This window comes from Kineosporia sp. NBRC 101731 (assembly GCF_030269305.1).
In the GTDB taxonomy this organism is placed as follows: domain Bacteria; phylum Actinomycetota; class Actinomycetes; order Actinomycetales; family Kineosporiaceae; genus Kineosporia.
This window is the reverse complement of sequence record NZ_BSTC01000004.1, coordinates 180,641-206,335: the sequence shown is the minus strand read 5'-3', so window position 1 is coordinate 206,335 and position 25,695 is coordinate 180,641. Positions and strand designations below refer to the sequence as shown.

Annotated in this window: 23 protein-coding genes; 16 read left to right on the top strand and 7 right to left on the bottom strand. The window is 70.9% G+C overall.

What is annotated here, in order from left to right; all coding sequences use genetic code 11:
• Positions 1-141: 141 nt before the first annotated feature.
• The 10 genes from QSK05_RS13830 (at position 142) to QSK05_RS13785 (ending at position 9,889) form a co-directional block, all read left to right on the top strand.
• Complete coding sequence (locus QSK05_RS13830; RefSeq protein WP_352301391.1) at positions 142-1,059, top strand: carbohydrate ABC transporter permease; 918 nt, start codon at positions 142-144, stop codon at positions 1,057-1,059.
• Positions 1,049-1,963 (top strand): carbohydrate ABC transporter permease, encoded by a 915-nt coding sequence (locus tag QSK05_RS13825; RefSeq protein WP_502879756.1) that lies wholly within the window; start codon positions 1,049-1,051, stop codon positions 1,961-1,963. The genes QSK05_RS13830 and QSK05_RS13825 overlap by 11 nt, the downstream gene beginning before the upstream one ends.
• The gene (locus QSK05_RS13820) at positions 1,963-3,285 is read left to right on the top strand and encodes an ABC transporter substrate-binding protein (RefSeq protein WP_285597570.1); all 1,323 of its coding nucleotides are present in this window, start codon (positions 1,963-1,965) and stop codon (positions 3,283-3,285) included. Before QSK05_RS13825 ends, QSK05_RS13820 begins: the two co-directional genes overlap by 1 nt.
• Before the next feature lie 81 nt (positions 3,286-3,366).
• A complete protein-coding gene (locus QSK05_RS13815; protein WP_285597569.1) occupies positions 3,367-4,488 on the top strand; it encodes a Gfo/Idh/MocA family protein in 1,122 nt (373 codons plus the stop codon).
• Positions 4,485-5,384 carry a DUF6807 domain-containing protein gene (locus QSK05_RS13810; protein ID WP_285597568.1) on the top strand — a complete coding sequence of 300 codons (900 nt, stop codon included), beginning with the start codon at positions 4,485-4,487 and terminating at the stop codon, positions 5,382-5,384. Before QSK05_RS13815 ends, QSK05_RS13810 begins: the two co-directional genes overlap by 4 nt.
• Complete coding sequence (locus QSK05_RS13805; protein WP_285597567.1) at positions 5,381-6,118, top strand: cupin domain-containing protein; 738 nt, start codon at positions 5,381-5,383, stop codon at positions 6,116-6,118. The genes QSK05_RS13810 and QSK05_RS13805 overlap by 4 nt, the downstream gene beginning before the upstream one ends.
• Before the next feature lie 90 nt (positions 6,119-6,208).
• Positions 6,209-7,294, top strand: coding sequence for a LacI family DNA-binding transcriptional regulator (locus QSK05_RS13800; protein WP_285597566.1), 1,086 nt, complete (start codon positions 6,209-6,211; stop codon positions 7,292-7,294).
• A 191-nt stretch (positions 7,295-7,485) separates the two neighbouring features.
• Entirely contained in the window at positions 7,486-8,241 is a 756-nt protein-coding gene (locus QSK05_RS13795; RefSeq protein ID WP_285597565.1) for an ABC transporter ATP-binding protein, read from the top strand.
• Positions 8,238-8,972, top strand: coding sequence for an ABC transporter permease (locus QSK05_RS13790; RefSeq protein WP_285597564.1), 735 nt, complete (start codon positions 8,238-8,240; stop codon positions 8,970-8,972). The genes QSK05_RS13795 and QSK05_RS13790 overlap by 4 nt, the downstream gene beginning before the upstream one ends.
• 167 nt (positions 8,973-9,139) lie before the next feature.
• Positions 9,140-9,889 (top strand): class I SAM-dependent DNA methyltransferase, encoded by a 750-nt coding sequence (locus tag QSK05_RS13785; protein ID WP_285597563.1) that lies wholly within the window; start codon positions 9,140-9,142, stop codon positions 9,887-9,889.
• Here QSK05_RS13785 and QSK05_RS13780 read toward each other — a convergent pair.
• On the bottom strand, positions 9,847-10,464 hold the full coding sequence (locus QSK05_RS13780; RefSeq protein WP_285597562.1) for a nucleotidyltransferase domain-containing protein: 618 nt from the start codon (positions 10,462-10,464) through the stop codon (positions 9,847-9,849). The genes QSK05_RS13785 and QSK05_RS13780 overlap by 43 nt on opposite strands.
• 103 nt (positions 10,465-10,567) lie before the next feature.
• Between QSK05_RS13780 and QSK05_RS13775 the strand changes: the two genes are divergently transcribed.
• A complete protein-coding gene (locus QSK05_RS13775) occupies positions 10,568-11,074 on the top strand; it encodes a hypothetical protein (protein WP_285597561.1) in 507 nt (168 codons plus the stop codon).
• 21 nt (positions 11,075-11,095) lie between these two features.
• Here the strand turns inward: QSK05_RS13775 and QSK05_RS13770 are convergent, their stop codons facing one another.
• From QSK05_RS13770 to QSK05_RS13755, 4 genes are all read right to left on the bottom strand, one after another.
• Entirely contained in the window at positions 11,096-11,698 is a 603-nt protein-coding gene (locus QSK05_RS13770) for a hypothetical protein (protein ID WP_285597560.1), read from the bottom strand.
• A gap of 22 nt (positions 11,699-11,720) precedes the next feature.
• On the bottom strand, positions 11,721-12,227 hold the full coding sequence (locus QSK05_RS13765) for a hypothetical protein (protein ID WP_285597559.1): 507 nt from the start codon (positions 12,225-12,227) through the stop codon (positions 11,721-11,723).
• A gap of 10 nt (positions 12,228-12,237) precedes the next feature.
• Positions 12,238-14,958: an FAD/NAD(P)-binding protein gene (locus QSK05_RS13760; RefSeq protein ID WP_285597558.1), complete on the bottom strand. Its 2,721-nt coding sequence runs from the start codon at positions 14,956-14,958 to the stop codon at positions 12,238-12,240.
• Between the two features lie 191 nt (positions 14,959-15,149).
• A complete protein-coding gene (locus tag QSK05_RS13755; protein WP_285597557.1) occupies positions 15,150-15,905 on the bottom strand; it encodes a thioesterase II family protein in 756 nt (251 codons plus the stop codon).
• A 111-nt stretch (positions 15,906-16,016) separates the two neighbouring features.
• Between QSK05_RS13755 and QSK05_RS13750 the strand changes: the two genes are divergently transcribed.
• Entirely contained in the window at positions 16,017-18,257 is a 2,241-nt protein-coding gene (locus tag QSK05_RS13750) for a putative bifunctional diguanylate cyclase/phosphodiesterase (RefSeq protein WP_285597556.1), read from the top strand.
• Here the strand turns inward: QSK05_RS13750 and QSK05_RS13745 are convergent.
• Complete coding sequence (locus QSK05_RS13745) at positions 18,254-18,859, bottom strand: hypothetical protein (RefSeq protein ID WP_285597555.1); 606 nt, start codon at positions 18,857-18,859, stop codon at positions 18,254-18,256. The two genes, QSK05_RS13750 and QSK05_RS13745, sit on opposite strands and share 4 nt — an antisense overlap.
• A gap of 277 nt (positions 18,860-19,136) precedes the next feature.
• Here QSK05_RS13745 and QSK05_RS13740 point away from each other — a divergent pair, with 277 nt between their 5' ends.
• Positions 19,137-20,081, top strand: coding sequence for a DUF808 domain-containing protein (locus QSK05_RS13740; RefSeq protein WP_285597553.1), 945 nt, complete (start codon positions 19,137-19,139; stop codon positions 20,079-20,081).
• 114 nt (positions 20,082-20,195) lie between these two features.
• On the opposite strand, the gene QSK05_RS13735 is transcribed toward QSK05_RS13740, so the two are convergent.
• Positions 20,196-22,604, bottom strand: coding sequence for an RCC1 domain-containing protein (locus QSK05_RS13735; RefSeq protein WP_285597552.1), 2,409 nt, complete (start codon positions 22,602-22,604; stop codon positions 20,196-20,198).
• A 346-nt stretch (positions 22,605-22,950) separates the two neighbouring features.
• Here QSK05_RS13735 and QSK05_RS13730 point away from each other — a divergent pair, with 346 nt between their 5' ends.
• From QSK05_RS13730 to QSK05_RS13720, 3 genes are read left to right on the top strand one after another with little or no spacing between them, the layout of a single operon-like run.
• The gene (locus QSK05_RS13730) at positions 22,951-23,835 is read left to right on the top strand and encodes a TIM barrel protein (protein WP_285597551.1); all 885 of its coding nucleotides are present in this window, start codon (positions 22,951-22,953) and stop codon (positions 23,833-23,835) included.
• Positions 23,832-24,797, top strand: a complete 966-nt coding sequence (gene iolC / locus QSK05_RS13725; RefSeq protein ID WP_285597550.1) for a 5-dehydro-2-deoxygluconokinase — start codon at positions 23,832-23,834, stop codon at positions 24,795-24,797. Before QSK05_RS13730 ends, iolC begins: the two co-directional genes overlap by 4 nt.
• Entirely contained in the window at positions 24,794-25,690 is an 897-nt protein-coding gene (locus tag QSK05_RS13720; protein ID WP_285597549.1) for a Cgl0159 family (beta/alpha)8-fold protein, read from the top strand. The genes iolC and QSK05_RS13720 overlap by 4 nt, the downstream gene beginning before the upstream one ends.
• Positions 25,691-25,695: the final 5 nt, after the last annotated feature.

Below are 25,695 nucleotides of genomic sequence, written 5' to 3'. Positions count from 1 at the left end.
GCCGGAAAGTTGGGAGAAGGGCATTGCCCGAATCCGCGTGAGCTGTTTCACTGGGTCCGCGCTGGATAGCGCTTTCCCTGCAGCAACGTCGCTTGGCAGGCAAGGAGGTCGGCCTTGAGTGTGGTCAGTGAGATCCGGACGCTGAGAAAGCCTTCCGGGCGCTCCGGGCGCAAGGGTCAAGGAGTGAAGACCCACGACGGGAAGGCGGCTATCGTCTTCCTGGCACCCTGGATCATCGGACTGGTCGCCATCACGGCCGGCCCGATGCTGATGTCGCTGTATCTGTCCTTCACGGACTACAACCTGCTCAGCAACGCAAATTTCACCGGTCTGGAAAACATCCAGCGCATGCTGGACGACACCCGGCTGGCGAAGAGCCTGACCGTCACGATGGTCTACGTCTTCGTCTCCACCCCGATCCAGCTGGCCGTCGCCCTCGGGCTGGCCGTGGTGCTGGACCGGGGTCTGCGAGGGCTCTCGCTCTACCGCTCGATCTTCTACCTGCCCTCGCTGCTCGGCTCGAGCGTGGCGGTGGCCGTGCTGTGGAAGCGGGTCTTCGGTGTCGACGGGCTGTTCAACCAGTTCCTGTCGCTGTTCGGCATCGACGGACCGGGCTGGATATCTCAGCCCTCGACCGCCCTGTCGACGCTGATCCTGCTGCACGTCTGGACTTTCGGGGCGCCGATGGTCATCTTCCTGGCCGGGCTGCGGCAGATCCCGCGGGAGTTCTACGAGGCGGCGTCGGTGGACGGTGCCTCGCGCCGGCAGCAGTTCCGCAACATCACGCTGCCCATGCTCTCGCCGATCATCTTCTTCAACCTCGTGCTCGGGCTCATCGGGGCCTTCCAGTCCTTCACCCAGGCCTTCATCGTGTCCGACGGTCGTGGTGGTCCCTCCGACTCGACGCTGTTCTTCACGCTCTACCTGTACCAACAGGGATTCGTGAACTTCAACATGGGCTACGCATCGGCGCTCGCCTGGCTGTTGCTGCTCATCATCGCGGTCTTCACGGCCATCAACTTCTGGGCCTCGAAATTCTGGGTGTTCTATGACAACTGATGCCTCGGTGGCTCCGCCCGTAGCCGCGCCACCGCCGAAACCACCGACTCCGAGAGCAATTCCGCGCCGCAGCAACGGATCTCGCCTGCGCTCGGTACTGCGGCACGCACTGCTGATCACCGCGGCGTTCGTGATGCTCTACCCGCTGCTGTGGATGGTTGCCAGCTCACTGCGGCCGGACAACGAGATCTTCAGCAGCTACGGGATCTTCGTCAACACGTTCGACACCTCGCACTATCCGGACGGCTGGAACGCCCTGGCCCAGCCGTTCGGCAGCTACCTGCTGAACTCGGCGATCGTGGTGCTCGGCGCGATCGTCGGGAACCTGGTGTCGTGCTCGATGGCCGCGTACGCGTTCGCCCGGCTGGAGTTCCCGTTCAAGCGCACGGCGTTCGCGATCATGCTGCTGACGATCATGCTGCCGGTGCACGTGGTGATCGTTCCGCAGTACATCCTGTGGGCCAACCTCGACCTGATCAACACGTTCGTGCCGCTGATCGCCCCGAAACTGCTGGCCACGGACGCGTTCTTCATCTTCCTGATGGTGCAGTTCATCCGCGGCATCCCCCGGGAGCTGGACGAGGCGGCGCGCATCGACGGTGCCGGGCACGCCCGGATCTTCCTGCGCATCATCCTGCCCCTGATGACACCGGCGCTGGCGACCACGGCGATCTTCACGTTCATCTGGACCTGGAACGACTTCTTCACCCAGCTGATCTTCCTGACCGACCCGGACCTGTACACCGTGCCGGTCGCGCTGCGCTCGTTCATCGATGCCCAGGAGAACAGCTCCTTCGGCGCTCTGTTCGCGATGAGCGTCGTTTCCCTCGTCCCCATCTTCCTGGCGTTCCTGCTCGGTCAGCGCTACCTGATCCAGGGCATCGCCACCACCGGAGGCAAGTGATGACCACCCCCTTCTCCCGCCGGACACTGCTCGGCGGAGCGTTCGCGGGCTTCTCCGCCCTGAGCCTGGCCGCCTGTGGGGTCAGCCAGGACGAAGACACCGACGTCGCCCTCTCCAACGAGGAGGTGACACTCCGGTTCACCTGGTGGGGCTCGGACGCGCGTCACGAGGTCACCCAGAAGGTGATCGACGCGTTCCAGAAGGAGAACCCGAAGATCAAGATCAAGGGTGAGTTCGCCGACTGGGTGGGGTACTGGGACCGGCTGGCCACCACGTTCGCGGCCAGCGACGCCGCCGACATCGTGCAGATGGACGAGCTGTACCTGCGCACCTACGCCGACCGCGGTTCGCTGCTCGACCTGGGCAAGACCAAGGAGTTCCTGAAGACCGACGGCTTCAGCGACATCTCCCTGGCCGCCGGGCAGGCCGGGGGCACGCAGTACGCGCTGCCCATCGGCAACGGCTCGCTGTCGGCCGTGGTCAACACCCGGCTGTTCGACAAGTACGGCGTGGACCTGCCCGACGACACCAGCTGGACCTGGGACGACTTCGCCGACATCTCCGCGAAGATCATGGAGGCCTCCGGCGGTGACGTGGTCGGTTCCGGTGCGCTGGGTACCGAGGCCGGTCTGCTCACCATCTGGGCCCGCCAGCACGGCGGTGCGCTCTTCGACGACGAGGGCAAGGTCGTGCTCGACCCGGCGATTCCCGCGGAGATGTGGGAGTTCAACCGCAAGCTGGCCGGTAAGGGCCAGCCCTCGGCGGAGTCGACGGCCGAGCAGCTGACCGCCCCGCTGAACCAGACCTGGCTGGTGCTGGGCAAGCAGGCGATCAACTTCAACTACAACACCCAGATCTCGTCGCTGCAGGAGGCCACGAAGGAGGAGACCTTCAAGCTGCTGCAGCTGCCGCAGGCGGCCGGGGGCAGCGCGCCGGGCTTCTACTACAAGCCGTCGATGTACTGGTCGATCTCGGCGGGCACCCAGCACCCGGCCGAGGCCGCGAAGTTCGTCGACTACCTGACGAACAACACCGAGGCCGCCAAGATCCTCGGCACCGACCGCGGTATCCCGGCCAACGAGGCGACCCTGAAGGCGATCCGGCCCAGCCTCGACCCGACGTCGGAGCTGGCCGCCGCGTACAACGACAAGGTGGCCTCCGTGGTCGCCGACCCGCCGGCGCTCACCCCGGCCGGCGCCAGCGACATCAACAACCTCACCGCCCGGTACATGCAGGAGGTGCTGTTCGACCGGCAGTCCGCGGCCGAGGCGGGCAAGAAGTACGTCGAGGAGCTGACCGCCTCGGTCGAGAATGCCAAGTAACCGGTCACCAGTAGCTAGTAGCTAGTAGCCAGTAGCCAGCAGCGAACAGCACTGACCAGCACGACCGGGAGGACACGGAATATGCCGAGCGGGAGCAAGTACCGGGTCGCGATCGTCGGGGCCGGGGCCATCGCCGCGGCCCACGCCGGGGCGGTCAGGGCTCTGGGCGACCGGGCGGAGGTCGTCGCGGTCGCCGACCTGGACGGGGCGCGTGCGGCGGCGTTCGCGGCCGAGCACGGGGTGCCGGCCGTGTTCACCGACCTCGCGACCCTGCTGGCCGACGTCCACCCGGACCTGGTGACGGTGTGCACCCCGCCCGGCGCCCACCGCGAGGCCGTTCTGGCGAGCCTCGCGGCGGGGGCCTGGGTGTGGTGTGAGAAGCCCCCGGTGCTGTCGCTGGCCGAGTACGACGAGCTGGCGGCGGCCGAAAGCGCTGACGATCAGGCCGGTCCGTACGTCGGCTACGTGTTCCAGCACCGCTTCGGCTCGGCCGCGAACACCTTGCGGCAGCAGGTCGCTGAAGGCACGCTGGGGCGCCCGCACGTCGCGATCTGCCACACCCTCTGGTACCGCGACCACGACTACTACGCCGTGCCCTGGCGGGGGAAGTTCGAGACCGAGGGTGGTGGCCCGGCCATGGGCCACGGCATCCACCAGATGGACCTGATGCTCTCGCTGCTCGGCGACTGGCACGAGATCCGCTCACTGATGGGCACTCTCGATCGCGACGTGCAGACCGAAGACGTGTCGGTGGCCGCGGTCTCGTTCGAGAGCGGCGCGCTGGCCTCGGTGGTCAACAGCGTGCTCTCGCCGCGGCAGGAGAGCTACCTGCGGTTCGACTTCACCGACGCCACGGTCGAGGTCTCGCACCTGTACGGGTACGACAACTCGCACTGGACGTGGACGCCCCGCGACGGGGTGGACGGTGCCGCCTGGGCCCCGCCGACCGACGAGGCCAGCTCGCACACGGCCCAGCTGAAGAGCTACCTCGACGCGATGGACGCCGGGTCGCGCCCGCCCGCCAGCGGTCACGACGGCCGCCGCAGCCTGGAACTGGTCACCGGTCTCTACCAGTCGGCGATCACCGGTCAGCCGGTCCGGCGCGAGGACCTGAGACCCGGAAACCCCTTCTACACCCAGCTCGACGGCGGCGGGCAGTACCGGCCCGCACGTCCCGGCACGACCCCGGAGGTCGCCCGATGACCCAGCTGACGATCGACCACCGGCACGGCCACAGCATCGGGATCGGGGTCGGGGCCGTCGAGATCCTGCGCTACGTGTACGGCGAGGAGATGCCGCAGTTCGAGGCGCCCAAGCCGTACCTGCACCCGCTACGGACGCTGTCAGGGGCTCTGGTGTCGGCCTACCGGCCGTGGGACCACCGCTGGCACAAGGGTCTTCAGATGACCTGGTCGCACGTGTCGGGCCAGAACTTCTGGGGCGGAAACACCTACGTGCACGGTGAGGGTTACCTCCCGCTGGAGAACGTCGGCGGGATGCGGCACGACGCCTTCGACACGATCGATCACGACGGCACCGAGCTCACCCTGAACGAGGAGCTGACCTGGGTGACGCAGGGAGGCGAGGAATGGGTGTCCGAGCGGCGTCGCCTGCGGGTGCACTCGGTGGACGCCACGACCGGGTCGTACGTGATCGACGTGCGCAGCGAGCTCACCAACATTCGCGGGGCGGACCTCGAACTGGGCAGCCCGACCACCCACGGCCGCGAGAACGCCGGCTACACCGGCTGGTTCTGGCGGGGCCCGCGTAACCTCACCGGCGGTGCGGTGCTGGCCGCGGACGGGGCCGGTGCGCAGGCCATGGGCACGGAGTCGGCGTGGCTGGCCTACACCGGGCAGAACGACGACATCGACGGGGAGGTGACGATTCTCGCGGTGGCCGGGGAGACCTCGCACGGTTCGCTGACGTGGTTCGTGCGCAACGACCCGTTCCCGGCGGTCGCGCCCTCGCCCGCCTTCCACCAGGAGATCGTGCTGGCCCCCGGGGAGACCCTCATCCTCGCGCACCGGTTCGTCATCGCCGACGGCGCCTGGTCCAAAGACGCCATCGAAAGCTACCTTTCGCGGGTGGCCCAGTGAGTTCGGAATCAGGGACGCACGACGCCCCCCTTCCGGGGAGCGTGGGTCTGAGTGCGCTGCGGGTGTATCCCTGGGAAGCGCTCGACGGCCTGTGCGGTGGCTCACCGCACCTGCATCTGTGCTGTACCGAGGCCTATCTGGTGATCTCCGGGCGGGGCCGGCTGCAGACGCTGACCCTCGACGGGTTCAGCGAGCAGCCGCTGGGCGCCGGCGACGTGGTCTGGTTCACCCCCGGAACGATCCACCGGGCGATCAACGACGGTGACCTGCAGGTACTCGTGCTGATGCAGAACTCGGGCCTGCCCGAGGCCGGCGACGCCGTGCTCACCTTCCCGCCCGCTCACCTGGCCGACCGGGAGACCTACCGGAGGGCGCGCGACCTGACGGGCCCGGACGGCACTCCCTCCGCCGACCGGGCCCGCCGGCGGCGTGACCTGGCCGTCGTGGGTTTCCGGGAACTGCGGGAGGCGTTCGAGGCCGGTGACCCGAAACCGTTGGAGGCGTTCCACGCGTCCTCAAGCCGTCTGGTGCAACCCGTACTCGACGACTGGCGAGGGATCCTCGCCGCGGGTGCCGCCGCGTCCGTTGCCCGTACCGCAGCGCAACTGGACGCTCTGGCGGCCGGTGACCACACGTATCTGCGGGAGGCCACGGTGTCGCGCACGCAACGACCGGAGCAGGTGACGCTCGGCATGTGCGGTTACCTGAACGCCTACCCCGTCCCGAACGCCTGACATGGACGGTGATCGGGAGGATCGGGAGGACCGGGTGACGGTGGCTGAGGGCCCTGACTACTCTGACTACTCTGCGGCACAATCAGTGCCATGCGTGACCTCGACAGAAGCTCCGGCGGCGTGGCCCTGGTGACGCTCGCCGACGTGGCTGCCCTCGCGGGGGTCTCGCTGGCCACCGCGTCGCGGGCGCTGAACGGCAGCAAGAACCGGCGGGTGGCCGACGACCTGCGCGAGCGGGTGCTGGAGGCCGCCCGGCGCCTGGACTACGCGCCCAACCCCAATGCCCAGGCCGTCGCCCGCGGCCGCACCGACTCGGTGGGCCTGGTCATGCACGACATCGCCGACCCCTACTTCTCCTCGATCGCCGCCGGGGTGATCAAGGGGGCGGAGGACCAGGGCCTGGCGGTCACCATCGCGACCACCGGGCGCCGTGCCGGGGCCGAACTGGAGAGTGTGGCCCGGCTGCGGCGGCAGCGGGCGCGGGCGATCGTGCTGGTCGGTAGCCGGACCTCCGACCAGGTCGCGACCGCGCGCCTGATCGAGGAGTTCGAGGCATACATCGAGGCCGGCGGACGGGTCGCGGCCATCACCCAGCCGGTGCTGCCCGTGGACACCCTGGCCATCGAGAACCGGGCCGGCGCCCAGGCCCTGTCCCAGGCGCTGGTGGAGCTCGGGCACCAGGAGTTCGCGGTGCTCGCGGGTGACCCGGCGATGCTGACCTCGCAGGACCGGCTGGCCGGTTTCCGCGACGGCCTGCGGCGTTCGGGCACCCGCCTGGCCCGGGAGAACGTGCTGCGAGCGGCCTTCACCCGGGACGGCGGTTACGAGGCGATGCAACGGCTGATCGCGCGGGCCCCGGCGGTGTCGTGCGTGTTCGCGGTCAACGACGTGATGGCGGTCGGCGCGATGGCGGCGCTGCGGGAGGCGGGGCTGGTGGCCGGCCGCGACGTGGCGATCGCCGGTTTCGACGACATCGAGACCCTGCGCGACGTCACCCCGGCCCTGAGCACCGTCGGTGTGCCCCTGCAGGAACTGGGGGAGCGCGCGGTGGAACTGGCTCTTCGGGAATCGGGGACCCCGGTCGAGACCATCCGGGTCACCGGTCACGTGCAGCTGCGCGAGAGCACCCCCCGCGCCGACGGCCGCACTCTGGCCTCGGCCCTGATCGAGCGGTGACCACAAGGCCCTCACCGGCCTCGGCGGTCACGACCACGAGTTTCTTGCCGCCCCAGGCCGTTCGACTCTGGCCGTTCGACCTCGGGCACCCGGAAGCTGGAACGGTCCACCGGACGGTGATCGGCCCGAGGATCCCCGGGCCGAGCACGCCATTGGGCGCGTCACATCCTTGAGACGTAGGAGTCCCGCAGATGACCACCACGGCGATGCCCGCGATCGAGGTCGGGAAGCTACGGGTGCTGCGGGGCCGCCGCGTGGTGCTGCCGGACCTCAGCTGGCAGGCTCCGGCCGGGCAGATCTCGGGCCTGATCGGCCCCAGCGGATGCGGCAAGACCACGCTGATGCGGGCCCTGGTCGGGACCCAGATCGTCGCCGGCGGTTCGGCCCGGGTTCTCGGTCTGCCCGCCGGTCATCCGGCGCTGCGCGCCAGGATCGGCTATGTGACCCAGAGCCCGAGCGTCTACGGGGACCTCACCGTCGCGGAGAACCTGCGCTACTTCGCCGCCGTGGTCGGTGTTCCCCGCAGGAGGCGGGAGGCGGAGGTGAATCGTCTGGTGGCAGTGGTCGATCTGGAGGAGCAGGCACACCGCCGCGTCGATCGGCTCTCCGGCGGCCAGTATTCGCGCGTGTCCCTGGCCGCGGCGCTCGCGGGGACACCGGAACTGCTGGTGCTGGACGAACCGACCGTCGGCCTGGACCCGGTGCTGCGCCGGGAACTGTGGAAGCTGTTCCGGGCGCTGGCCGAGGCCGGAACCACGATCGTCGTCTCCAGCCACGTGATGGACGAGGCCGCCCGGTGCGACCGGCTGATCCTGCTGCGGGAGGGCCGGGTCCTGGGGGACGGGACGCCGGCCGACATCCTCACCGGCACCGGTGCCTCCGACCTCGACACGGCTTTCCTGACGCTGGTCGATCGAGCGGGCCGCAGCGGTGGGGCGCGAGCATGACGATCTCCCTCACCCTGGCCACCGCGATCCGGGTGCTGCGTCAGATCCGGCACGATCCCCGCACCCTCGCGATGCTCCTGGTCGTGCCCAGCGCCCTGATCGGTCTGCTGGCCTGGATCTATCAGGGGGGTGGCCTGTTCGACCGGATCGGTGCCCCTCTGCTGGCTCTCTTCCCGGTCATCGTGATGTTCCTGATCACCAGTGTCTCGACGCTGCGGGAACGCCAGAGCGGCACCATGGAACGTCTGTTGACCCTGCCGCTGGCCAAGGCCGACCTGATCGGCGGGTATGCCGTGGCCTTCGGTGGCCTGGGGATCGCCGCAGCCCTGATCGCCACCGCGTTCTCGGTCCAGGTCCTCGGCCTGGACGTCGCCGGCCCGCTGTGGCTGCTGGTCGTCGTCTCCACGGTCGACTCGCTGCTCGGCACTGCTCTGGGCCTGTTCATCAGTGCTTTCGCGCGCAGCGAGTTTCAGGCGGTGCAGTTTCTTCCCGCCGTCATCGTTCCCCAGTTCCTGTTGTGCGGTCTGCTGGTACCCCGCGACGACCTACCCGGTGGGCTGTCCCAGGTGTCGGACATCCTGCCGCTGTCCTACGCCATCGACGCCATGACCACGATCACGACATCGGCGCAGGCCACCGGGTCGGTGCTCAAAGACGTCCTGATCGTTGCCGGCTTCGTCCTGGGGCTCGTGATCCTGGGAGCGGCCACACTCCGCCGGCGCACGCCGTGAGCCAGGGGCTCCGTCCTGCTGACCGTGAGGACCTGCACGGAACAGCGCGGAACAGCGCGGAACAGCACGGTGCCGTTGACGCAGTCGTGAGGGGCGGCGGCCCGGCCGGGCCCTGATCGCCGGAAAACCGTTCGCCAAGGCCCGTGGGTTCGCCCAGGATGGCTCCCATGACCAGTAGCGACCTCTGGACCCAGGATCAGGCGGAGCACTACGACGATCTCTCGGGGGAGATGTTCTCGGACGAAAAGATCGACCCGGTGCTGGATTTCCTGGTCGAGAAGGCCGCGGGTGGGCGGGCGGTGGAGTTCGCCAGCGGCACGGGCCGGATCGCGGTGCCGCTGGCCCGGCGGGGCGTGCCGGTGACCGGGATCGAACTGTCGCCGCCGATGACCGCCAAGCTGCGCGAGAAGATCTCCGCCGCCGAGCTGCCCGTCGTCACCGGGGACATGGCCACCACCGTGGTCGAGGGTGAGTTCACGCTCGTCTATCTGGTGTTCAACACGATCGGCAATCTGCGCACGCAGGCCGAGCAGGTGCGGTGTTTCGCCAACGCGGCGCGGCACCTGGTGCCGGGCGGGCGGTTCGTGATCGAGGTGCTGGTGCCACCGTTGCGCCGCCTGCCGCCGGGCCAGGTCGGGGTGCCGTTCGAGATCAGCGAGACACACACCGGTTTCGACACGTTCGATCTGGTCACCCAGCAGGCGACCTCGCACCACTTCCATCGGGAGCCCGACGGCGGTTACCGTTATGGCGACCATCACTTCCGGTACGTGTGGCCTTCCGAGCTCGACCTGATGGCGCAGCTGGCCGGTATGACGCTGGAACAGCGGCTCCAGGACTGGGACGGCACACCGTTCACCGCCGACAGCGAACGTCAGGTGTCGGTATGGCGCAAGACCCAGGGGGAGTCGGGATGAGCGGCACGGATCGAGTTCTGGAGCCAGGCCTGTTCTTCCGTAGACAGGTGCGTGACGGCGAGGTCGTGCTCGTCGACGGCCCGCGGTGACTTCGCCTTCCACAGCAGCTGGGTGGCGGGGGTTCCGGTGGGTACACCGGCCACGGGCTGCACGGCACGGTGCCACGGCAGCGTGATGTCCGGGTGACGACGGTAGGCCCAGTGCTCGTCGTCCCCGTTTTCGAGGTTGATCTGGAGAACCCACCGATGCGTGAGGTGATCGTGCACCCAGATGTTGTGCAGCAATGGGTCGTCGAGGTGCTGGAACAGAGGACGCACCCGCCCGGACATCGCGGCGAACGGCACCAGGGTGCCGGGCAGCCGTTCGAGCAGGGCCGGCAGCAGCGGGCGCAGCGTGCTGACGTCGATGTCTCCGTGTTCGCGGCTCACCCGGCCGAGGCGGTGATCGATCGCGTGACCGCCGGAGAGCCACCAGCGAACGGTCAGGGCGCCGAAGAGCGCCTGTACCTGCGGGACGGTCAGCGGGGCCCTGGGGCCGTCAACGTCGGGGACGTCGGGGGCATCGGGCGCGACCATCGGATCATGATGCTGCACGCGCCGGTGGTCCGGCGCCGGCTCGTCTGCCCGCCGGGCCGGGACCTGCGCCGCAGCGTTCCGCACGGACTGGGAAACTGGCGGCGTGACGACGAGAACGACCCGCCTCTGGCTGCTGGACGACGACTTGCGCGCGTTCGGTTCCCGGGTGCGGGACGCCCTGCCGGGCGCCTGGTGGATGTGCAGCCCGGCTGGCCCACGGGGCCTGTACCAGGTGCACGCGCACGCCGCGGCCGACGAGGCCATGACCTGTGGCAGCGGGGTGCAGAGCTTTCTGCCGCTGCCCGCCGGGGCGCAGCCTCCCGACGGCGCGCTGGTCGGGGCCGGCGTCACCTCTGAGCCCGGCCTGGGGGTGAGGGCCCTGGTCCAGGTGCAGGCCACCCGGCACGAGCCGGGCGGCCCCTTCACCGGCGAGACCCTGCACGCCGGGCGCCTGGCGGTGCGCTACGACGCGACATCGGTGCTCGACGCCCAGATCGAGCAGATCTGGCGCGCGCTGACGTCGGTCACGCAGCCGCACGAGGGCGGCCGGATCGGCCCGGCGGCGGCCGAAGTCGCCCGGCGGCCGGGGGTTCTGCTCGAGGGCGCCTGAACGCGCGCCTCAGCGTGCTCCTCAGCGTGCGCCGGCTGCCCGTACGCGTGCGGCCACCTCCTGCAGGGAAGATCCTCGGGACGCTTCGGTGAGGGCCGTTGTCTCCCCCTCGACGAGGGGAAAGGCCGCACCCGTGGCCGTCGCTATGACGATGCCGTCCCCGCTGGTGGGGCCGTACAGTTCGGGGCTCCCGGTCTCGGTGAGCAGAAAGATGCTCTGCTCCTGCGCAGCGGCCAGCTCGGCCAGGGACGCGGCGTCCTGCCCCATGGGGGTGGTCATGGCCAGGACCACCTGCCGCGGCCGGTGGCCCGGCCGTGCCTGCAGCACGCGTTCTACGTCGATCACCAGATGCGATGTCTGAACGGCATCGGGGGTGTCGGGCGCGCCCAGCGTTTTCCCGGCGCGCACATCCACGACGTCGCCCACGACGGCCAGGTCCGAGGCATCGACGAGGCCCGGCACGGTGCCGTACACGGGAAAGTCGTAGCTGACGGTTCCCAGTGCGTCCCAGAGAGTTCGGGGTGCTTGCGCGTCCTGCGCGGCACTCCTCGGCTCTTCGTCACCACAGGCCACCAGCCCCGCGCCGAGGAGGAGGCAGACAAGGGTTTTCCGGGGATCGACCATGATCGGGACTTGACGGGAGAGGTCAGGGCATCTCGTTCAGTTCCGCCGTGCGGAGCTGGTCGAAGGCCGCGCGCAGGTACTGGGGGAGGGTCAGGGGCGCCGGCCGGGGCTGGGACAGCAGTTCGGTGATGAACAGCGGGGCATGCTGCGCGACCTGGGCCGGGGTGTAACGGATCGGCTTGGTCTCGTCCTCGTCCTCCTGCAGGCCCAAGGCGCCGGTGAGTACCACGATCAGCGCGTTCACGTCGATCGTCGGGTACCAGGTGAAGGCCCGGCGGGCGCAGCTGCGGATCAGCTCGAGCAGGTCGTCGCTCGCCAGCCCGTCCGGGTTCAGGTGCTCCAGCAGGTCACGCACCACGTTGCCCAGCACCAGCCGCACCTGTTCCGGTTCACACAGCGCGAGCCGGGCCGCGGCCTCCTCGAAGAGGACGACGTCACCGGCCAGCGCGGCGTCCACCGCCTCGATCGTGGTGCGGGCGATGGTGCGCGCGGCGGCCGGCAGGTCGTTCAGCGGTTCCAGGGGAGGCACGGCGCCGAATCTAGCAACGGTGACGCTCCGGCCGCGCCGCCCGCAGCTCCTGGGCCCGCGTCTGCTCGCCGTCCTGCACCAGAGCGTGGATCAGCGTGTCCTGGAACACCTCACGCTGGGCCGCCGATCCGGCGTAGTGGTCGAGCTGGGGGTAGAGGTCCTCGAGGATCGGCCAGGCCTGCGCCCAGCGCTTCTCCACCACGGCCGTGAGCGCCTCACAGGCCGCCACGACGAGCGTGTGCATGGACGACTCCGCCGAGCCCAGGGCGTGCCGCCGCAGTTCGTCGAGCCCCTTCACGTCGTCGTTCGCGGTCAGCGCGATCGCGGCGTAGAGCGCGATGAACGGCGTCTGCGGGGTCTTGAGCAGGCCCTCACCGATCGCCTCCAGCACCGGACCGGCCGGCGGGGGCCGGTCTCCGGCCAGACGCCAGCGCCACAGCAGCGAGGCCGAGTCGATCAGGGCCCGGACGCCGGTCACGGCCGGCGGGGCCAGGTGGGTCTCGTAGCGGCGGCGCACGGCCTCCAGGTCGACCAGGGCCAGTTCGTGCAGGGCGGCGTGCCAGGCGAAGTGCGCCCGGTACCCGGCCGAGCGCCCGGTCTCCCCGACCCAGTGGTCCAGCCAGACGCGTCCCTCATCGTGCTGCCCGGTCTCGTACATCACGTGGGTCTGCGCGTGCACCGCGTGCCCGGACGCCGGTTCACAGGCCAGCGCGCTCTCGGCCAGCAGCGCGGCCTCCTCGAACCGGGACTGTTCCTGCCGGGTGAAGGCCAGCAGCGAGATGTACCACCAGTGGTCCCCGTAGGCCGGGGCCAGGCCCTCGACCAGTGCCCAGGTCTCCTGCTGCAGGTCGGTGACACCGGAGAAGGCGATCGTGGGCACCGCGGCCGAGACCGCGAGCACGTCCCGCGGGTAGGCGGCGATGTGCGCGATCAGGGCCTGCGCCCCCGAGCGGCGCACGTCGTGCACCCGCCGCTCGATCACGTTGACGAAGCTGCGCTCGCGGTCGTCGCCCTTGAGCGCGACGGCGCGCTGGGCGGCGGCCAGGGAGGCGGCGACGTCGGCGTGGGCGCCCGCCTCGTGGCCGAGCATGGCCAGGGCGGCGTGGGCCAGGGCGAAGTCCGGGTCGTGCTCGATGGCCTCGCGCAGCAGGTCTTCCGGGCCGGCCTCCAGCCGCATGACGCGCTCCAGGCCGGCGTTGAAACTGGCCGCGGCCTCGGCGGTGGTGGACAGCGGCAGGCCGAGCAGATCGCGGGGCCGGGCCACCGGGTGGTGACCGCTGACCAGGCGGCCGTCGGCCAGGCGCCGGGGGAGCGGGGCCAGGGTGTCGAGCAAGGTGGTGGCCAGGGCGAGTGCCTGGGTGCGGATCTCCGGGACCGCCGTGGTCTCCCACAGTTCACCGCGGCGCAGGGCGCCGAGGGTCCACAGTGGTGCCTCCGGGCTGCCGGCCGAGTCGATGAGGCGGCCGTTGACCGTGCGCAGGCCCATGCCGCCGGTGGCGACGGTGGCCGAGGCGACGCCGTGCACCGGGGCGAGCAGGTCGTTCAGCAGCGGGTTGCCGAGTTCGCGGATGTCGGTGCGCGGGCCGGTGCAGTTGACCACCCAGCCGACGTCGCGGGTGGAGCCGTCGGTGAGCGTGACGTGCAGACCGCCGCGGGGCAGGGGCTCGGCCTCGGCGACCGTGGCTCCGGAGTGCAGGTGCAGCCGGCCGGCGGCCCGCAGCGCGTTGAGCTTGTCCGCGCTGGACAGCGGCATACGGTGGCGCAGCACGTTCCAGTAGCCGGAGTCCTCGCGCAGGAAGGTGAGACGGTCCTCGTCGCTCATCCGGCTCCACAGGTGTGACACCTGTACCCGCAGGCCGTCCAGGGCCGGTCGCCAGTCGCCGCCGGCCCGGACCACCTCGGTGAAGTGTCGCCGGACCTGCCGGCGCAGTTCCTCGATCGAGGTGTCCCAGTCCGAGACATCGGGAATCGTGGGGAGTTTCGGGCCGCGGGCGTGGGTGCGGGGCAGGCGGCCACTGCGCGAGAGGGCGTGCAGCACCCGGTCGTCGCGACCGGCGTCCTGGCCGCTGAGGGAGAGCGCGACGTCGACCATCGTCAGCCCGGTCCCGACCATGAGAACGGAAGCGGGCCCGCTGCGGTCGCGGCGGATCACGTCGAGGGCGCCCGGGGCCCACGGGCTGGGCACGAAGAAGGGTGATGCGCGCAGGCTCTCGGGGGCCCAGTCCCAGCCCGCGGCGGGCAGGCCGGTCGCGACCACGACCGCGTCGGCCGCGAACTTGCGCCCGGCCGCGGTGGTGACGACGGCCCCGGCGCCGGAGCGGCGCACCGTCACGGCCTGCTGCTGCACGTGCCGCAGGGTGACGAAGTCGCCCGCCGCGTGCAGCGATTCGGTCAGCAGCAGCCGCACGTAGCGGGAGAACTCGCGGCGCGAGGTGAAGTCGTACGGGTGGGTGGGCTGACCGTCGTAGTCGGCCGCGCGCCAGGCCACGAAGTGCCCGGGCTCTTCCGGCAGGGCGCTCATGCCGCTGGCCGGGACGTTGAGCAGGTGCCGGTCCTCGGGCGTGCCGAACGCCACGCCGCGGCCGAGCAGATCGCTGGGCTCGAGCACCACGATGTCGATCCCGGTGGACCGGCGCGCGGCCAGGCGGGCCAGGTGGAGGGTGACGAGCGTGCCCGCCACGCCTGCGCCCACGATCAGGATGGTCGGTCGTGCAGCCCGGTCGGCCGGCATGCCTGCTCCTTGGTGTCGCCGGTAAAGCTGAGTTTCTAGACTAACAAGATCGAGATTGTCGGGCGCTGTGCCGTGCTGTGCCGTGCACACCGCTGTGGCGAACCGTAGAGGGTACGGACGAGACCTCGCCAGCGGGTCTTTCGGCACGCCAAGCGCCGGTTGGGGTCCGCCCAAGAGCACCTTGGAGCCCGCTACGGCAGGAGCCGTTCCCGGAGCAGGCCGGCCACGCCGTCGACGTTCTCGCTGAGGTAGAAGTGCCCTCCCGGGAACACCTGCACCTCGCAGGTGGCCGTGGTGTGCGTGGCCCAGCCCGCCACCTCCTCCAGCGGCGTGCGGGGATCGGCATCACCCGTGAGCACCGTGACCGGGCAGTCCACGGTGTCCTGGGGCGAGGCCCGGTACAGCTCGATCGCCTCGTAGTCGGCCCGCAGGGCCGGCAGGGCCAGGCGCATCAGTTCCTCGTCCTGCAGCACCAGGGCCGCGGTGCCGTCCAGACTCCGGATCTCGGCGAGCAGCCCCGCGTCGTCGCGGCGGTGCACGGTCCCGCCCCCGAAGACCGACGGCGCCCGCCGGCCCGACACGAACAACCGGGCGGGGCCGCGTCCGGTGTTCGACAGCCGCCGGGCCACCTCGAAACCCACCGCCGACCCCATGCTGTGCCCGAACAGGCTCAAGGGCACCTCGCCGGGCAGGGCGCCCACCGCCTCGGCCACCCGGTCGGCCAGTACCCCCAGGTCGCGTACCGGCACCTCGGAGCTGCGGTCCTGGCGCCCCGGATATTGCACGGCGAGCACGTCGATCCCGGCCGGGGCCAGAGCCCGCGTCAACGGCAGGTAGAACGATGCCGAACCGCCCGCGTGCGGCAGGCACACCAGCCGGGCCACGACCGGAACCTTCGCCGAGGCCGTGCGGAACCGCCGGCACCACACGTCCACCGATTGCCGCATGCCACTCCTTGTCATAGAACGCCCTAGATCATCTATGGAGCAGGCGGCCCCGGACATCAAGTTCGGTCCAGGGCGCGTCGATAACTTTTCCCAGCGGTGGAAAGGGGGAACATGCGCGCGGTGCGATGGATGTGTGCTGTCGTCGTGACCGCGCTGCTCGTCTACTGCGCCCTGGTCGCGCTCAGCGAGTTCGGCGTGCTCACCCTGAACCAGCTCGTCATCGTCGGCCTTCCCCAGGTCGTCTTCACCGGCTCCGCGGTGACCTGCGGGCTGCGCGCCGCCCGGGTGCCCGCCGACCGGCTGGCCTGGACCCTGATCGCTACCGGGATGGGCAGCTACGCCCTCGGCACCCTGCTGTGGCAGCTGGTGTACGAGCGGCGCGACGTGGTGCCCTACCCCGGTCCGGCCGACGCCCTCTGGCTGGCCCTGGCCCCCCTGTCGATGGCCGCGATCTGGCTGATGTTGCGGGCCCGCATCCCCCGGCGCAGCAGCTTCCTGCTCGACGGCGCGATCGCCGGCCTGGGACTGGCCTCGGTCGGGTCGCTGCTGCTCTTCCCCCGGATCACCGACGCCGCCAGCGAGGGCTCCGTCGCCCAGATCGTCACCAATTTCGCCTACCCGGTCGTCGATCTCAGCCTGGCCGCCGCCGCGATCGGGGCCATGGCCGCGCTCGGCGCCTGGCGCCGGCCCACCTGGATCCTGCTCGTCTGCGGGTTCGTCGCCTTCACCGTGGCCGACTCCTGGTACCTGGTGCTGGTGCTCGAGGGCACCTTCGTGCACGGCGGCTGGAACGACGCCTCGTACCTGGTCGCCGACGCCCTCATCGCCCTGGCCGCCCTGCGGCCGGAGGAGACCGGCCCACCGCGCACGAGCGGCGCCGTGAGCAACCGGGAGTTCCTGGGGCCGCTGCTGTTCAGCCTGCCGCCGCTGGTGGTCCTGGTACTGGGTTCGGTCTCCAGCAGCCTGCTGGCGATCGTGCTGGCCATCGGGGCCCTGGCCGCGCTCGCGGTACGCACCGCCCTGACCATGCGCGAGGTCGTGGACCTGTCCGACATGCGGCGCATGGCCGGCACCGACAGCCTCACCGGCCTGCCGAACCGGCGTGCCCTCTACGACCTGCTGGAGCAGAAGAGCAGCGGCACCGGCGCCGTGATGATCATCGACCTGGACCGGTTCAAGGAGATCAACGACGCCCTCGGTCACCAGGTCGGCGACGAGCTGCTGCGGGAGGTCGCGACCCGGTTCGTCGCCCGGGTACCGGAACCAGGGGTGATCGCCCGCCTCGGCGGTGACGAGTTCGCCGTGCACCTACCCCTGACCTCCCGGGACGAGGCCGCCCGCACGGCCGCCAACCTGATCGCCGCGCTCGAGGAGCCGTTCACCGTGGGCGGCACCCTGCTGCACGTGGGCGGCAGCATCGGCATCACCGCCCTGTCCCCGGGCACCCAGGTGGGCCGTGCCCTGGCCCAGGCCGACATGGCGATGTACCGGGCCAAGACCGCCCGGACCGGCTTCGAGACGTACGACGACGCCGAGCACAGCAGCGCCTGGGACCGCCTGGCCACCATCGAGGCGTTACGGCTCGCCTTCGACCGCCACCAGCTGAGCCTGGCCTTCCAGCCGATCGTGGACGCGCACACGCGCCAGATCCGGTCGGTTGAGGCTCTGGTGCGCTGGACCCACCCGGAGCGCGGTTTCGTACCGCCGGACGTGTTCCTGCCGCTGGCCGAGCACGCCGGGCTGATGCCCCAGATCACCCGCATCGTGCTGGACCTGGCCTTCGACGAGGCCGATGCCCTGCGCCGCCTGGGCTACGACATCGCGGTCTCGGTGAACCTGTCGGCCAGCGACCTGATGAACGGCTCGCTGGAGCACGAACTGGCCCAGCGCCTGGCCCGGCGCAGCCTGCCCGCCTCCGCCATCAAGATCGAGATCACCGAGTCGCTACTGGTCGACAGCCACGGCCGGGCCGGCGAATTCCTGCTCGCCGTCCGCGATCTGGGGTTCGAGTTGCTGGTCGACGACTTCGGCACCGGCTACTCCAGCATGGCCTACCTTCACGACCTGCCGGTGGCAACGCTGAAGATCGACCGGGCCTTCACCAGTCGCCTCAGTACCGACGCCCGGACCGGCATCATCGTCGCGAGCACCATCGACATGGCGCACCGGCTAGGGCTTTCCGTGGTCGCCGAGGGGGTCGAGACGGAGGAGGAGATGACCTGGCTGCAGGCCGGCGGCTGTGACCTGATCCAGGGCTACCTGATCGCCAAACCGCTCGCGGCCGTCGCCCTGCACGCCTGGCTGGCCGACCAGCGCGTCCCCCGCGTGGAAGCGGTCAAGGGCCTGTCCTAGGCTCCCGTGCCGGACTGTACGAAGACCTGCACCAGTTCGATCTGCAGGGCCTTGATCTCCTGGGCCGGGGGGCGGGAGTCCGGGATGTCGAACCCGATCCGGTACGAGCTTCCCGCCGAGTACACCTCGAGCTCGCCGGCCCTGTTCACGATCGCCGGCTCACCCAGGCCCTTCACGCGCTGGGCCCGGCCGCTCTTGACCGCCGCGGCCGCGTACGTGCGGAACGTCCGGGCCGACAGGTCCCGCGTCTCCGACAGGCTCAGCAGCGTCCCGGCCGGCACCTTCTGCGAACCGGAGATCTTCCAGCGGCACACGTCGCCCTCGAACGCGGCCGGGTCGGGGTCGTACCCGACCACGCCACCGGTCACCGTGGAGATCTGGTCGAACGACATCAGCGCGCACTGCCGGGTGTTCTCGGCGATGTCGGTGACCGCGTCGACGGCCGGCGTGCTCGCCGACGGGGTGGAACCCGAGCTCAGGACCGCCGCGACCGCACTGGTCGCCCCGGTGTCGTCCAGGCCCCGGGTGGCCAGGAGGCCGACACCGAGAAGACCGGTCACCCCGAGGAGCGCGACGAGTGACTTTCCGACTTGCGGGGCCATGGATTTCCCTCGATCTCAGTGGGCGGCGGGGACATTTCGTCACACTTACGCCCGCGGGCGCAAATCGCCCGCGAAGATCGGGAATATGCTCCGCCCCTGGTCACCGGCCGGTCACGGGGAGCTAGCCATCGGTATCCTGTGAAAGTTCCCGTCCGGCCGGGTGACGTTCCTCGCGACGCCCATCGGGCCGCAGAACCCTCGGGCGAAGGGCGGGTACGGGATGCTGTGCGCACGATGGGGCCCATGCGCCCACCCGGATCACGAGTGAGGGAGTTCGATGGCAGGCGGTCTGGCGGCACTTCTGGACGACATCGCCGTACTGGCGAAGGCAGCCGCCGCGTCGGTGGACGACGTGGCCGCGGCTGCGGGACGAGCCAGCACGAAGGCGGCGGGGGTCGTCATCGACGACACGGCTGTCACTCCGCGTTACGTGCACGGCTTCACCCCCGACCGGGAACTGCCCATCGTGTGGAGGATCGCGCTGGGCTCACTGCGCAACAAGATCCTCTTCATCCTCCCGGCCGCGCTGCTGCTGAGTCAGTTCGCGGAGTGGGCGCTCACGCCGATCCTGATGTGCGGCGGCGTGTACCTGGCCTTCGAGGGGGCCGAGAAGGTCTACGAGATGTTCGGCGGTCACGGCGACCACCAGCCGGAGAAGACCGCGGCCGCGCTCGGGCCGGACGCCGAGAAGGCAATGGTGAAGGGCGCGATCACCACCGACTTCATCCTCTCCGCCGAGATCATGGTGATCTCCCTCAACGAGGTCACCGACGAGCCGTTCGTCTCCCGCGCGATCATCCTGGCCTTCGTGGCGCTGGTCGTCACCGTCGTGGTCTACGGCCTGGTCGGCCTGATCGTGAAGGTCGACGACGTCGGCCTGAAGCTGATCGAGTCCGGCCCGGGCGCGCGGGCGTCGCTCGGCCGCGGCCTGGTCGCCGCCATGCCGAAGGTGCTGTCGGTGCTCTCGACCGTCGGCATCGCAGCCATGCTCTGGGTGGGTGGCCACATCCTGCTCGTCGGTGTCGACGAGCTCGGCTGGCACGGGCCCTACGAACTGGTGCACCACCTCGAGGAGAGCGTGCACGACGTCGGCGGTGTCGGCGGTGTGCTGGCCTGGTGCGTCAACACCCTCTGCTCGGCCCTCATCGGCCTGGTCGTCGGCGCGGTGGTCGTGACGATCATGCACTTCGTGCCGAAGAAGAAGACCGCAGCCGGGCACTGAGTCCGCGAGCGCCGGTTCTTCGGCAGTAACTTTCGGCAGGGGACGCGTGGTCGCGGTGTGATACGCGATCACGCGTCCTTCTGCCGTCGGGCTCGTGCCGGGCGCGTGGGGGGTTCACCGCAGGACGAAGAGCGATACCCGCGACAGCCGCACCGCGACCGGGGTGGCGGCGGAGCTCAGGGCCGGGGCGCTGACGGTGGCGTTGTCGTTGCCCTGCCCGAGCTTGCCGCGGTAGTTGTGGCCCCAGCACCACAGGCCACCGTCCGAGCGCCCGGCGCAGGTACTGTTGCCGCCCACGACCATCGAGGTCCAGGTGGTGCCGCTCGTGGCCGCGGCGGCCGGTACCGGGGTGGCCGAGTCGGCCGTGTTCGCCGGGGTGCCGAACTGCCGGTCGTTGTTGTGGCCCCAGCACCACAGCACCCCTGCGGAGTCCAGGGCGCAGGTGTGTTCCTGCCCCACCCCGTACGCGATGAGGGCACCGCTCACGGCGGCCGGCCGGGTCACCGCGACCGGCGCGGTGACGGTTCCTCCGGACGTGCCCGTGCCGATCTGCCCGTACCCGTTCGACCCCCAGCAGTACAGCGTGCCCGAGGTGCGCGTCGCGCACGCGTGCTCGTTGCTGCTGACCTGCACACCGGCCCAGTCGGTGCCGCCGCCGGAGACCCGGGCGGGCCGGGTCGCGGAGGTGGTGCTCGTGCCGTTGCCGAGCACCCCCTGCGACTGGGCGCCCCAGCACCACAGCGTGCCGTCCGAGCGGGTGCCGCAGGTGGCGTTCAGGCCCGCGTCGATCCCGGTCCAGCGCTCCCCGCTCACCCCGCTCACCACGACCGGGGTCGGCACGTTCGTGGAGTTCCCGCTCGCGGTGCCCAGCGTGGCGCCGGCCAGGTTGCGTCCCCAGCACCAGGCCGCGCCGCCGGTGTCCAGCGCACAGGTGTGCTCGGTGCCGACGGTGACCCGTGACCAGGCCCCCGGCACCGGCTGCGGCGTGCCGTACGAGACGTAGGAGCCCAGACCGAGCTGACCGCTGGTGTTGCGGCCCCAGCAGAACAGGTTGCTGTCCTGCAACGCGCAGGTGTGGGTGTCCTCGCTGTCCACGGACGACCAGCGGGCCGTGCTGCTGCTGATCGGTCGCAGCGTGTTGCGGAACCAGACGGCGCCGTTGCCGGGCTGCCCGAACTCGGCCGAGCCCCAGCACGACAGCTGCGAGGTGGTGGTCAGGGCGCAGCCGTGGCCCCGGCCCACCGAGACCGAGCTCCAGCTGCTGGTGGTGCCGCCACCCACCGGCCCCCAGGCCGTGCGGTAGATCTGTGTGCCGTCACCGGCCTGCCCCTGGGAGTTGCCGCCCCGGCAGGTCAGCACCCCGGCGTCCACGCCGCAGAACTGGTTCACGCCGTCACCCCCGACATCGACCGACGTCCAGCCGGTGGAGGTGCCCACCTGCGCCGGAGCGGTGGTGTTCGCGCCGCCGTCGCCGAGCTGGCCCCAGCACCACAGTTGCCCGGCGGGGACGGCGCTGTCACCCCTGTCGGCCGTGATCGCGCAGGTCGCGCGGCTGCCGGCGGCCAGCATCGACCAGGTGCGCACCCCGGTGGAGCCGGCCGCGACCACCGGCGTCGGCACCGTCAGCGAGGCGGCGGAGCTGCTCGTGCCCGACTGGCGGTAGGAGTTGCCGCCCCAGCAGAACGCCTGTCCCGCGACCACGGCCGCGCCCTGCACCGTGCCCGAGGCCGCGAGCGCGCAGGTGTGCATCTGCCCCGCGGACACCGACGAGAAGGTGGCGCCGCTCTCGACCCGCACCGGCACGGTGCGGTGGGTGGTGGTGCCGTCGCCCACCTCGGCGTCGCTGTTACGGCCCCAGCACCACAGCCCGCCGTCGGTCGCGATCGCGCAGAACCGGTTGCCGTCACCGCTGATCGAGCGCCAGGTCTCGGGAACACCGCCGCCGTAGGTGATCCGGTTCGGGTTGAGCTTCTGCACCACGCTCCCGGCGCCCAGCTGGCCCACGCCGCCCCAGCCCCAGCACCACACCGATCCGTCGGTCGGTGAACTCTGCAGGGCACACGTGACCTCCTCGCCACCGGTCACGGCCTTCCAGGTCGTACCGGCCGGCAGCACCGACCCGGGGGTGGCCTCCAGCGTGCTCGTGGCACCGCGCCCGAGCTGCCCCCCGCCGTTACGGCCCCAGCAGACCAGGGTGCCCGGGCCCTGGGCGCCGACGGTCGAGGAACGGATCGCGCACGAGTGGTAGTAGCCGGTGCCCAGGGCCGAGAACGTCCCGCCGCCGGCGAGGGCGGTGGCACTGCGCACGGCCACCGTGTCGCCGGTCCCGGCCTCCCCGGCCGAACCGGACGAGTCGTCGCCCGACCAGAACAGACCCGAGAGCGGGGTCCAGGCCGGGGCCCGGAACTGCGCCGTGGTACCGGTGCCGGCCGTGAAGAAGGCTCCGGAGGGGCGCGGCAGGACGATGACGGCGCCGAGCAGTACCCAGCACGCCACGGTGGCCACGACCCATCGCCGTGCCACGGCTCCAGCCCCTGGCATACACGCCCCTCCTACCCGGACGTGATCGGCAGGCCGAGCGCGAAGTTGAGCCTTCACGGCGATCAGAGGGCGGGGAGTGCTGATCTCTCCTTCGATGAGGCACTCCGGGGATGCCCGGAGCGCAGGAACCGGCTCTCATGCGTGTCCAACTCCGTTCGGGTACGGGCCCATACCTTCCCGGCATCGTGAAGGGTCGCGGGATGGCCGTTTGTCCTGACAAACCTTGACATCCCGATACCCGCGGCTGACGATCGGAGACGGCCCGTGTTCCCGGCAAGGCCTTCCTGCACGGTGACGTGTAAGGCCGAACGAGGAGCTGTAACGCTCAATGACGAGTGATGTTTCGCGTTCCCGCACGGCCGGGGCGCCGATCTCCTGGGGCGTCTGCGAGGTGCCCGGATGGGGCTACCAGATGCCCGCCCCGCGCGTACTGGCCGAGATGCGCGACCTGGGCCTGCGGGCCACCGAGTTCGGCCCGTCGGGCTTCCTTCCCGTCGATCCCCGCCAGAAAGCCTCGCTCCTGGCGGATTTCGGTCTGGAGGCGGTCGGCGGATTCCTGCCGGTCGTGCTGCACCGGGCCGAACACGACCCGCTGCCGGAGGTAGACGTGTTCGCGGACGCGTGCTCGGCAGCCGGGGCCGAGGTGGTGGTGCTGGCGGCGGTCACCGGTCTGGACGGCTACGACGTGCGGCCCGAACTCGACCCGGCTCAGTGGAAGACGCTGCTGGCGAACCTGGACCTCCTGAACGAGCACCTGGCCGGGCGAGGGCTGCTGGCCGTGGTGCATCCCCACATGGGCACCCTGATCGAGAACGACGGTGACGTGCGCCGGGTCCTGACCGGATCGTCCATTGCCCTGTGCATCGACACCGGCCACCTGGTGGCTGCGGGCGCCGACCCGGTCGCGATCACCCTCGCCGCCCCCGAGCGGGTCGGGCATGTGCACCTCAAGGACGTGGACGCGGCCCTGGCGGCCCGGGTGACCGGCGGGGAACTGAGCTTTTCGGACGCGGTCGCGAACGGTCTGTGGACGGTGCTGGGGGAGGGCTCGGTCGACCTGGAGAGCATGATCGGCGCCCTGCAGCAGGTCGGTTACCAGGGCTGGTACGTGCTCGAGCACGACGTGATGCTGGGGCAGGAACCGCCGCCGGGCGCGGGGCCGGTGCACGCCGTGAGCCGCTCCCTGGACTACCTGAGGCGGGTGCTCGCATGAGGGCGGCCTTCGACCTGGTCACGATGGGCCGGGTCAGCATCGACATCTATCCCGAGCAGGTCGGGGTGCCGCTGGAGCAGGTGACGAGCTTTCGCCGGTTCCTGGGCGGCAGTGCCACGAACGTGGCGGTGGCCGCGGCCCGGCTGGGCCGCCGCACGGCCGTGATCACCCGCACCGGCGCCGACCCGTTCGGCCGCTACGTCCACCGCGCCCTGCAGGATTTCGGCGTCGACGACCGCTGGGTGCGCCCGGTGGAGCACCTGCCCACCCCGGTGGTGTTCTGCGAGATCTTCCCGCCCGACGACTTCCCGCTCTACTTCTACCGTTTCCCCAAGGCCCCGGACCTGGAGATCTCCCCGGACGAGCTGGACCTGGACGCGATCCGCGCCGCCCGGGTGTTCTGGGTGACCGGCACCGGCCTGTCCCGCTCGCCCAGCCGGGAGGCCACCCTGGCCGCGCTGGAGGCGCGCGGCCGGTCCGGGATCACGGTGCTCGACCTGGACTACCGGCCGATGTTCTGGTCGTCCGAAGGGGTTGCGGCCCGGCACATCGCCAGTGCCCTGCCGTACGTCACGGCGGCAGTGGGCAATCTGCAGGAGTGCCGCGTCGCCGTCGGTGAGGGGTCGCCGGACGGCGCGGTCAAGGCCCTGCACGACGCCGGGGTGGACCTGGCGGTGGTGAAACAGGGGCCGGCCGGGGTGCTGGGCAGCCGGCGGAGCACGGCCGAACGCGTGGTGGTGCCGCCGCTGCCGGTGGAGGTGGTCAACGGGCTCGGCGCCGGGGACGCCTTCGGCGGCGCCCTCGTGCACGGCCTGCTGGCCGGCGACGACCTGGCCGGCACGCTGACCCTGGCCAACGCCGCGGGCTCGTACGTGGCCGGGCAACTGGCCTGCGCCGACGCCATGCCCGACCTGGCCGAGCTGGAGAGCTACCTGGAGAGCTACCTGGAGAGCTCCGCATGAGGGCGGTCACCGCCGACGACCTGACCTCGATCGTGCGCACCCGGATGCAGGACCCGGGCCACATCGCCCGTCTGGCCGCCGCCCGGCCGCGCCCGTCCGGGGTGTGTGGGCCGGGCAGGCGGCTGCTGATCGTTGCCGCCGACCATCCGGCCCGGGGCAGCCTGCGGGCCGGGGACGACCCGCTGGCCATGGGCGACCGGGCCACGCTGCTGGACCGTCTGGTGCGGGCCCTGGCCCGGCCCGGGGTGGACGGGGTGCTGGGCACCGCGGACGTGCTCGAAGACCTGCTGCTGCTCGGCGCGCTCGACGGCAAGGTGGTGTTCGGGTCGATGAACCGCGGCGGCCTGGCGGGCACCGTCTTCGAGATCGACGACCGCTTCACCGGGTACACCGCGCCGGCCTTGGCCGGTGCCGGCTTTCAGGGCGGCAAGATGCTGCTGCGCATCGACCCGGACGACCCGCTGACCGCGCCCGCCCTGCAGGCCTGCGCGCGGGCGGTGGACCGGCTGGCCGAGAGCGAACTGGTGGCCCTGGTCGAGCCGTTCATCTCCCGTCGCGGTCCGGACGGCCGGATCCGCAACGACCTGTCGGTGGAGTCGGTGGTCCGCTCGGCCACCGTCGCCGCCGGCCTGGGGTCGACCTCGGCCTACACCTGGCTGAAACTGCCGGTGGTGGACGACATGGAGGCCGTGGTCGCGGCCACGTCGCTGCCGGTGCTGCTGCTCGGGGGTGAGGTGGGTACGGACGCCGCCGAGCACGACGCGCAGCTGGCCTCCTGGGCGAAGGCGCTGGCCGCCCCGGCGGTGCGGGGCATGGTGGTGGGGCGCTCGCTGCTGTTCCCGCCCGGCGGTGACGTGGAGGCCGCCGTGGACGCGACCGTGGGCCTGCTGTGAGGGGC

Excerpts from the sequence above, each read along its gene's own strand:
- QSK05_RS13740 (WP_285597553.1), top strand. The coding sequence starts at position 19,137 with ATGGCAGGCGGTCTGGCGGCACTTCTGGACGACATCGCCGTACTGGCG.
- QSK05_RS13815 (WP_285597569.1), top strand. The coding sequence starts at position 3,367 with ATGCCGAGCGGGAGCAAGTACCGGGTCGCGATCGTCGGGGCCGGGGCC.
- QSK05_RS13785 (WP_285597563.1), top strand. The coding sequence starts at position 9,140 with ATGACCAGTAGCGACCTCTGGACCCAGGATCAGGCGGAGCACTACGAC.
- QSK05_RS13780 (WP_285597562.1), bottom strand. The coding sequence starts at position 10,464 with ATGGTCGCGCCCGATGCCCCCGACGTCCCCGACGTTGACGGCCCCAGG.
- QSK05_RS13770 (WP_285597560.1), bottom strand. The coding sequence starts at position 11,698 with ATGGTCGATCCCCGGAAAACCCTTGTCTGCCTCCTCCTCGGCGCGGGG.
- QSK05_RS13820 (WP_285597570.1), top strand. The coding sequence starts at position 1,963 with ATGACCACCCCCTTCTCCCGCCGGACACTGCTCGGCGGAGCGTTCGCG.
- QSK05_RS13825 (WP_502879756.1), top strand. The coding sequence starts at position 1,049 with ATGACAACTGATGCCTCGGTGGCTCCGCCCGTAGCCGCGCCACCGCCG.
- QSK05_RS13720 (WP_285597549.1), top strand. The coding sequence starts at position 24,794 with ATGAGGGCGGTCACCGCCGACGACCTGACCTCGATCGTGCGCACCCGG.
- QSK05_RS13750 (WP_285597556.1), top strand. The coding sequence starts at position 16,017 with ATGCGCGCGGTGCGATGGATGTGTGCTGTCGTCGTGACCGCGCTGCTC.
- QSK05_RS13790 (WP_285597564.1), top strand. The coding sequence starts at position 8,238 with ATGACGATCTCCCTCACCCTGGCCACCGCGATCCGGGTGCTGCGTCAG.
- QSK05_RS13810 (WP_285597568.1), top strand. The coding sequence starts at position 4,485 with ATGACCCAGCTGACGATCGACCACCGGCACGGCCACAGCATCGGGATC.
- iolC (WP_285597550.1), top strand. The coding sequence starts at position 23,832 with ATGAGGGCGGCCTTCGACCTGGTCACGATGGGCCGGGTCAGCATCGAC.
- QSK05_RS13755 (WP_285597557.1), bottom strand. The coding sequence starts at position 15,905 with ATGCGGCAATCGGTGGACGTGTGGTGCCGGCGGTTCCGCACGGCCTCG.
- QSK05_RS13760 (WP_285597558.1), bottom strand. The coding sequence starts at position 14,958 with ATGCCGGCCGACCGGGCTGCACGACCGACCATCCTGATCGTGGGCGCA.
- QSK05_RS13745 (WP_285597555.1), bottom strand. The coding sequence starts at position 18,859 with ATGGCCCCGCAAGTCGGAAAGTCACTCGTCGCGCTCCTCGGGGTGACC.
- QSK05_RS13800 (WP_285597566.1), top strand. The coding sequence starts at position 6,209 with ATGCGTGACCTCGACAGAAGCTCCGGCGGCGTGGCCCTGGTGACGCTC.
- QSK05_RS13730 (WP_285597551.1), top strand. The coding sequence starts at position 22,951 with ATGACGAGTGATGTTTCGCGTTCCCGCACGGCCGGGGCGCCGATCTCC.
- QSK05_RS13795 (WP_285597565.1), top strand. The coding sequence starts at position 7,486 with ATGACCACCACGGCGATGCCCGCGATCGAGGTCGGGAAGCTACGGGTG.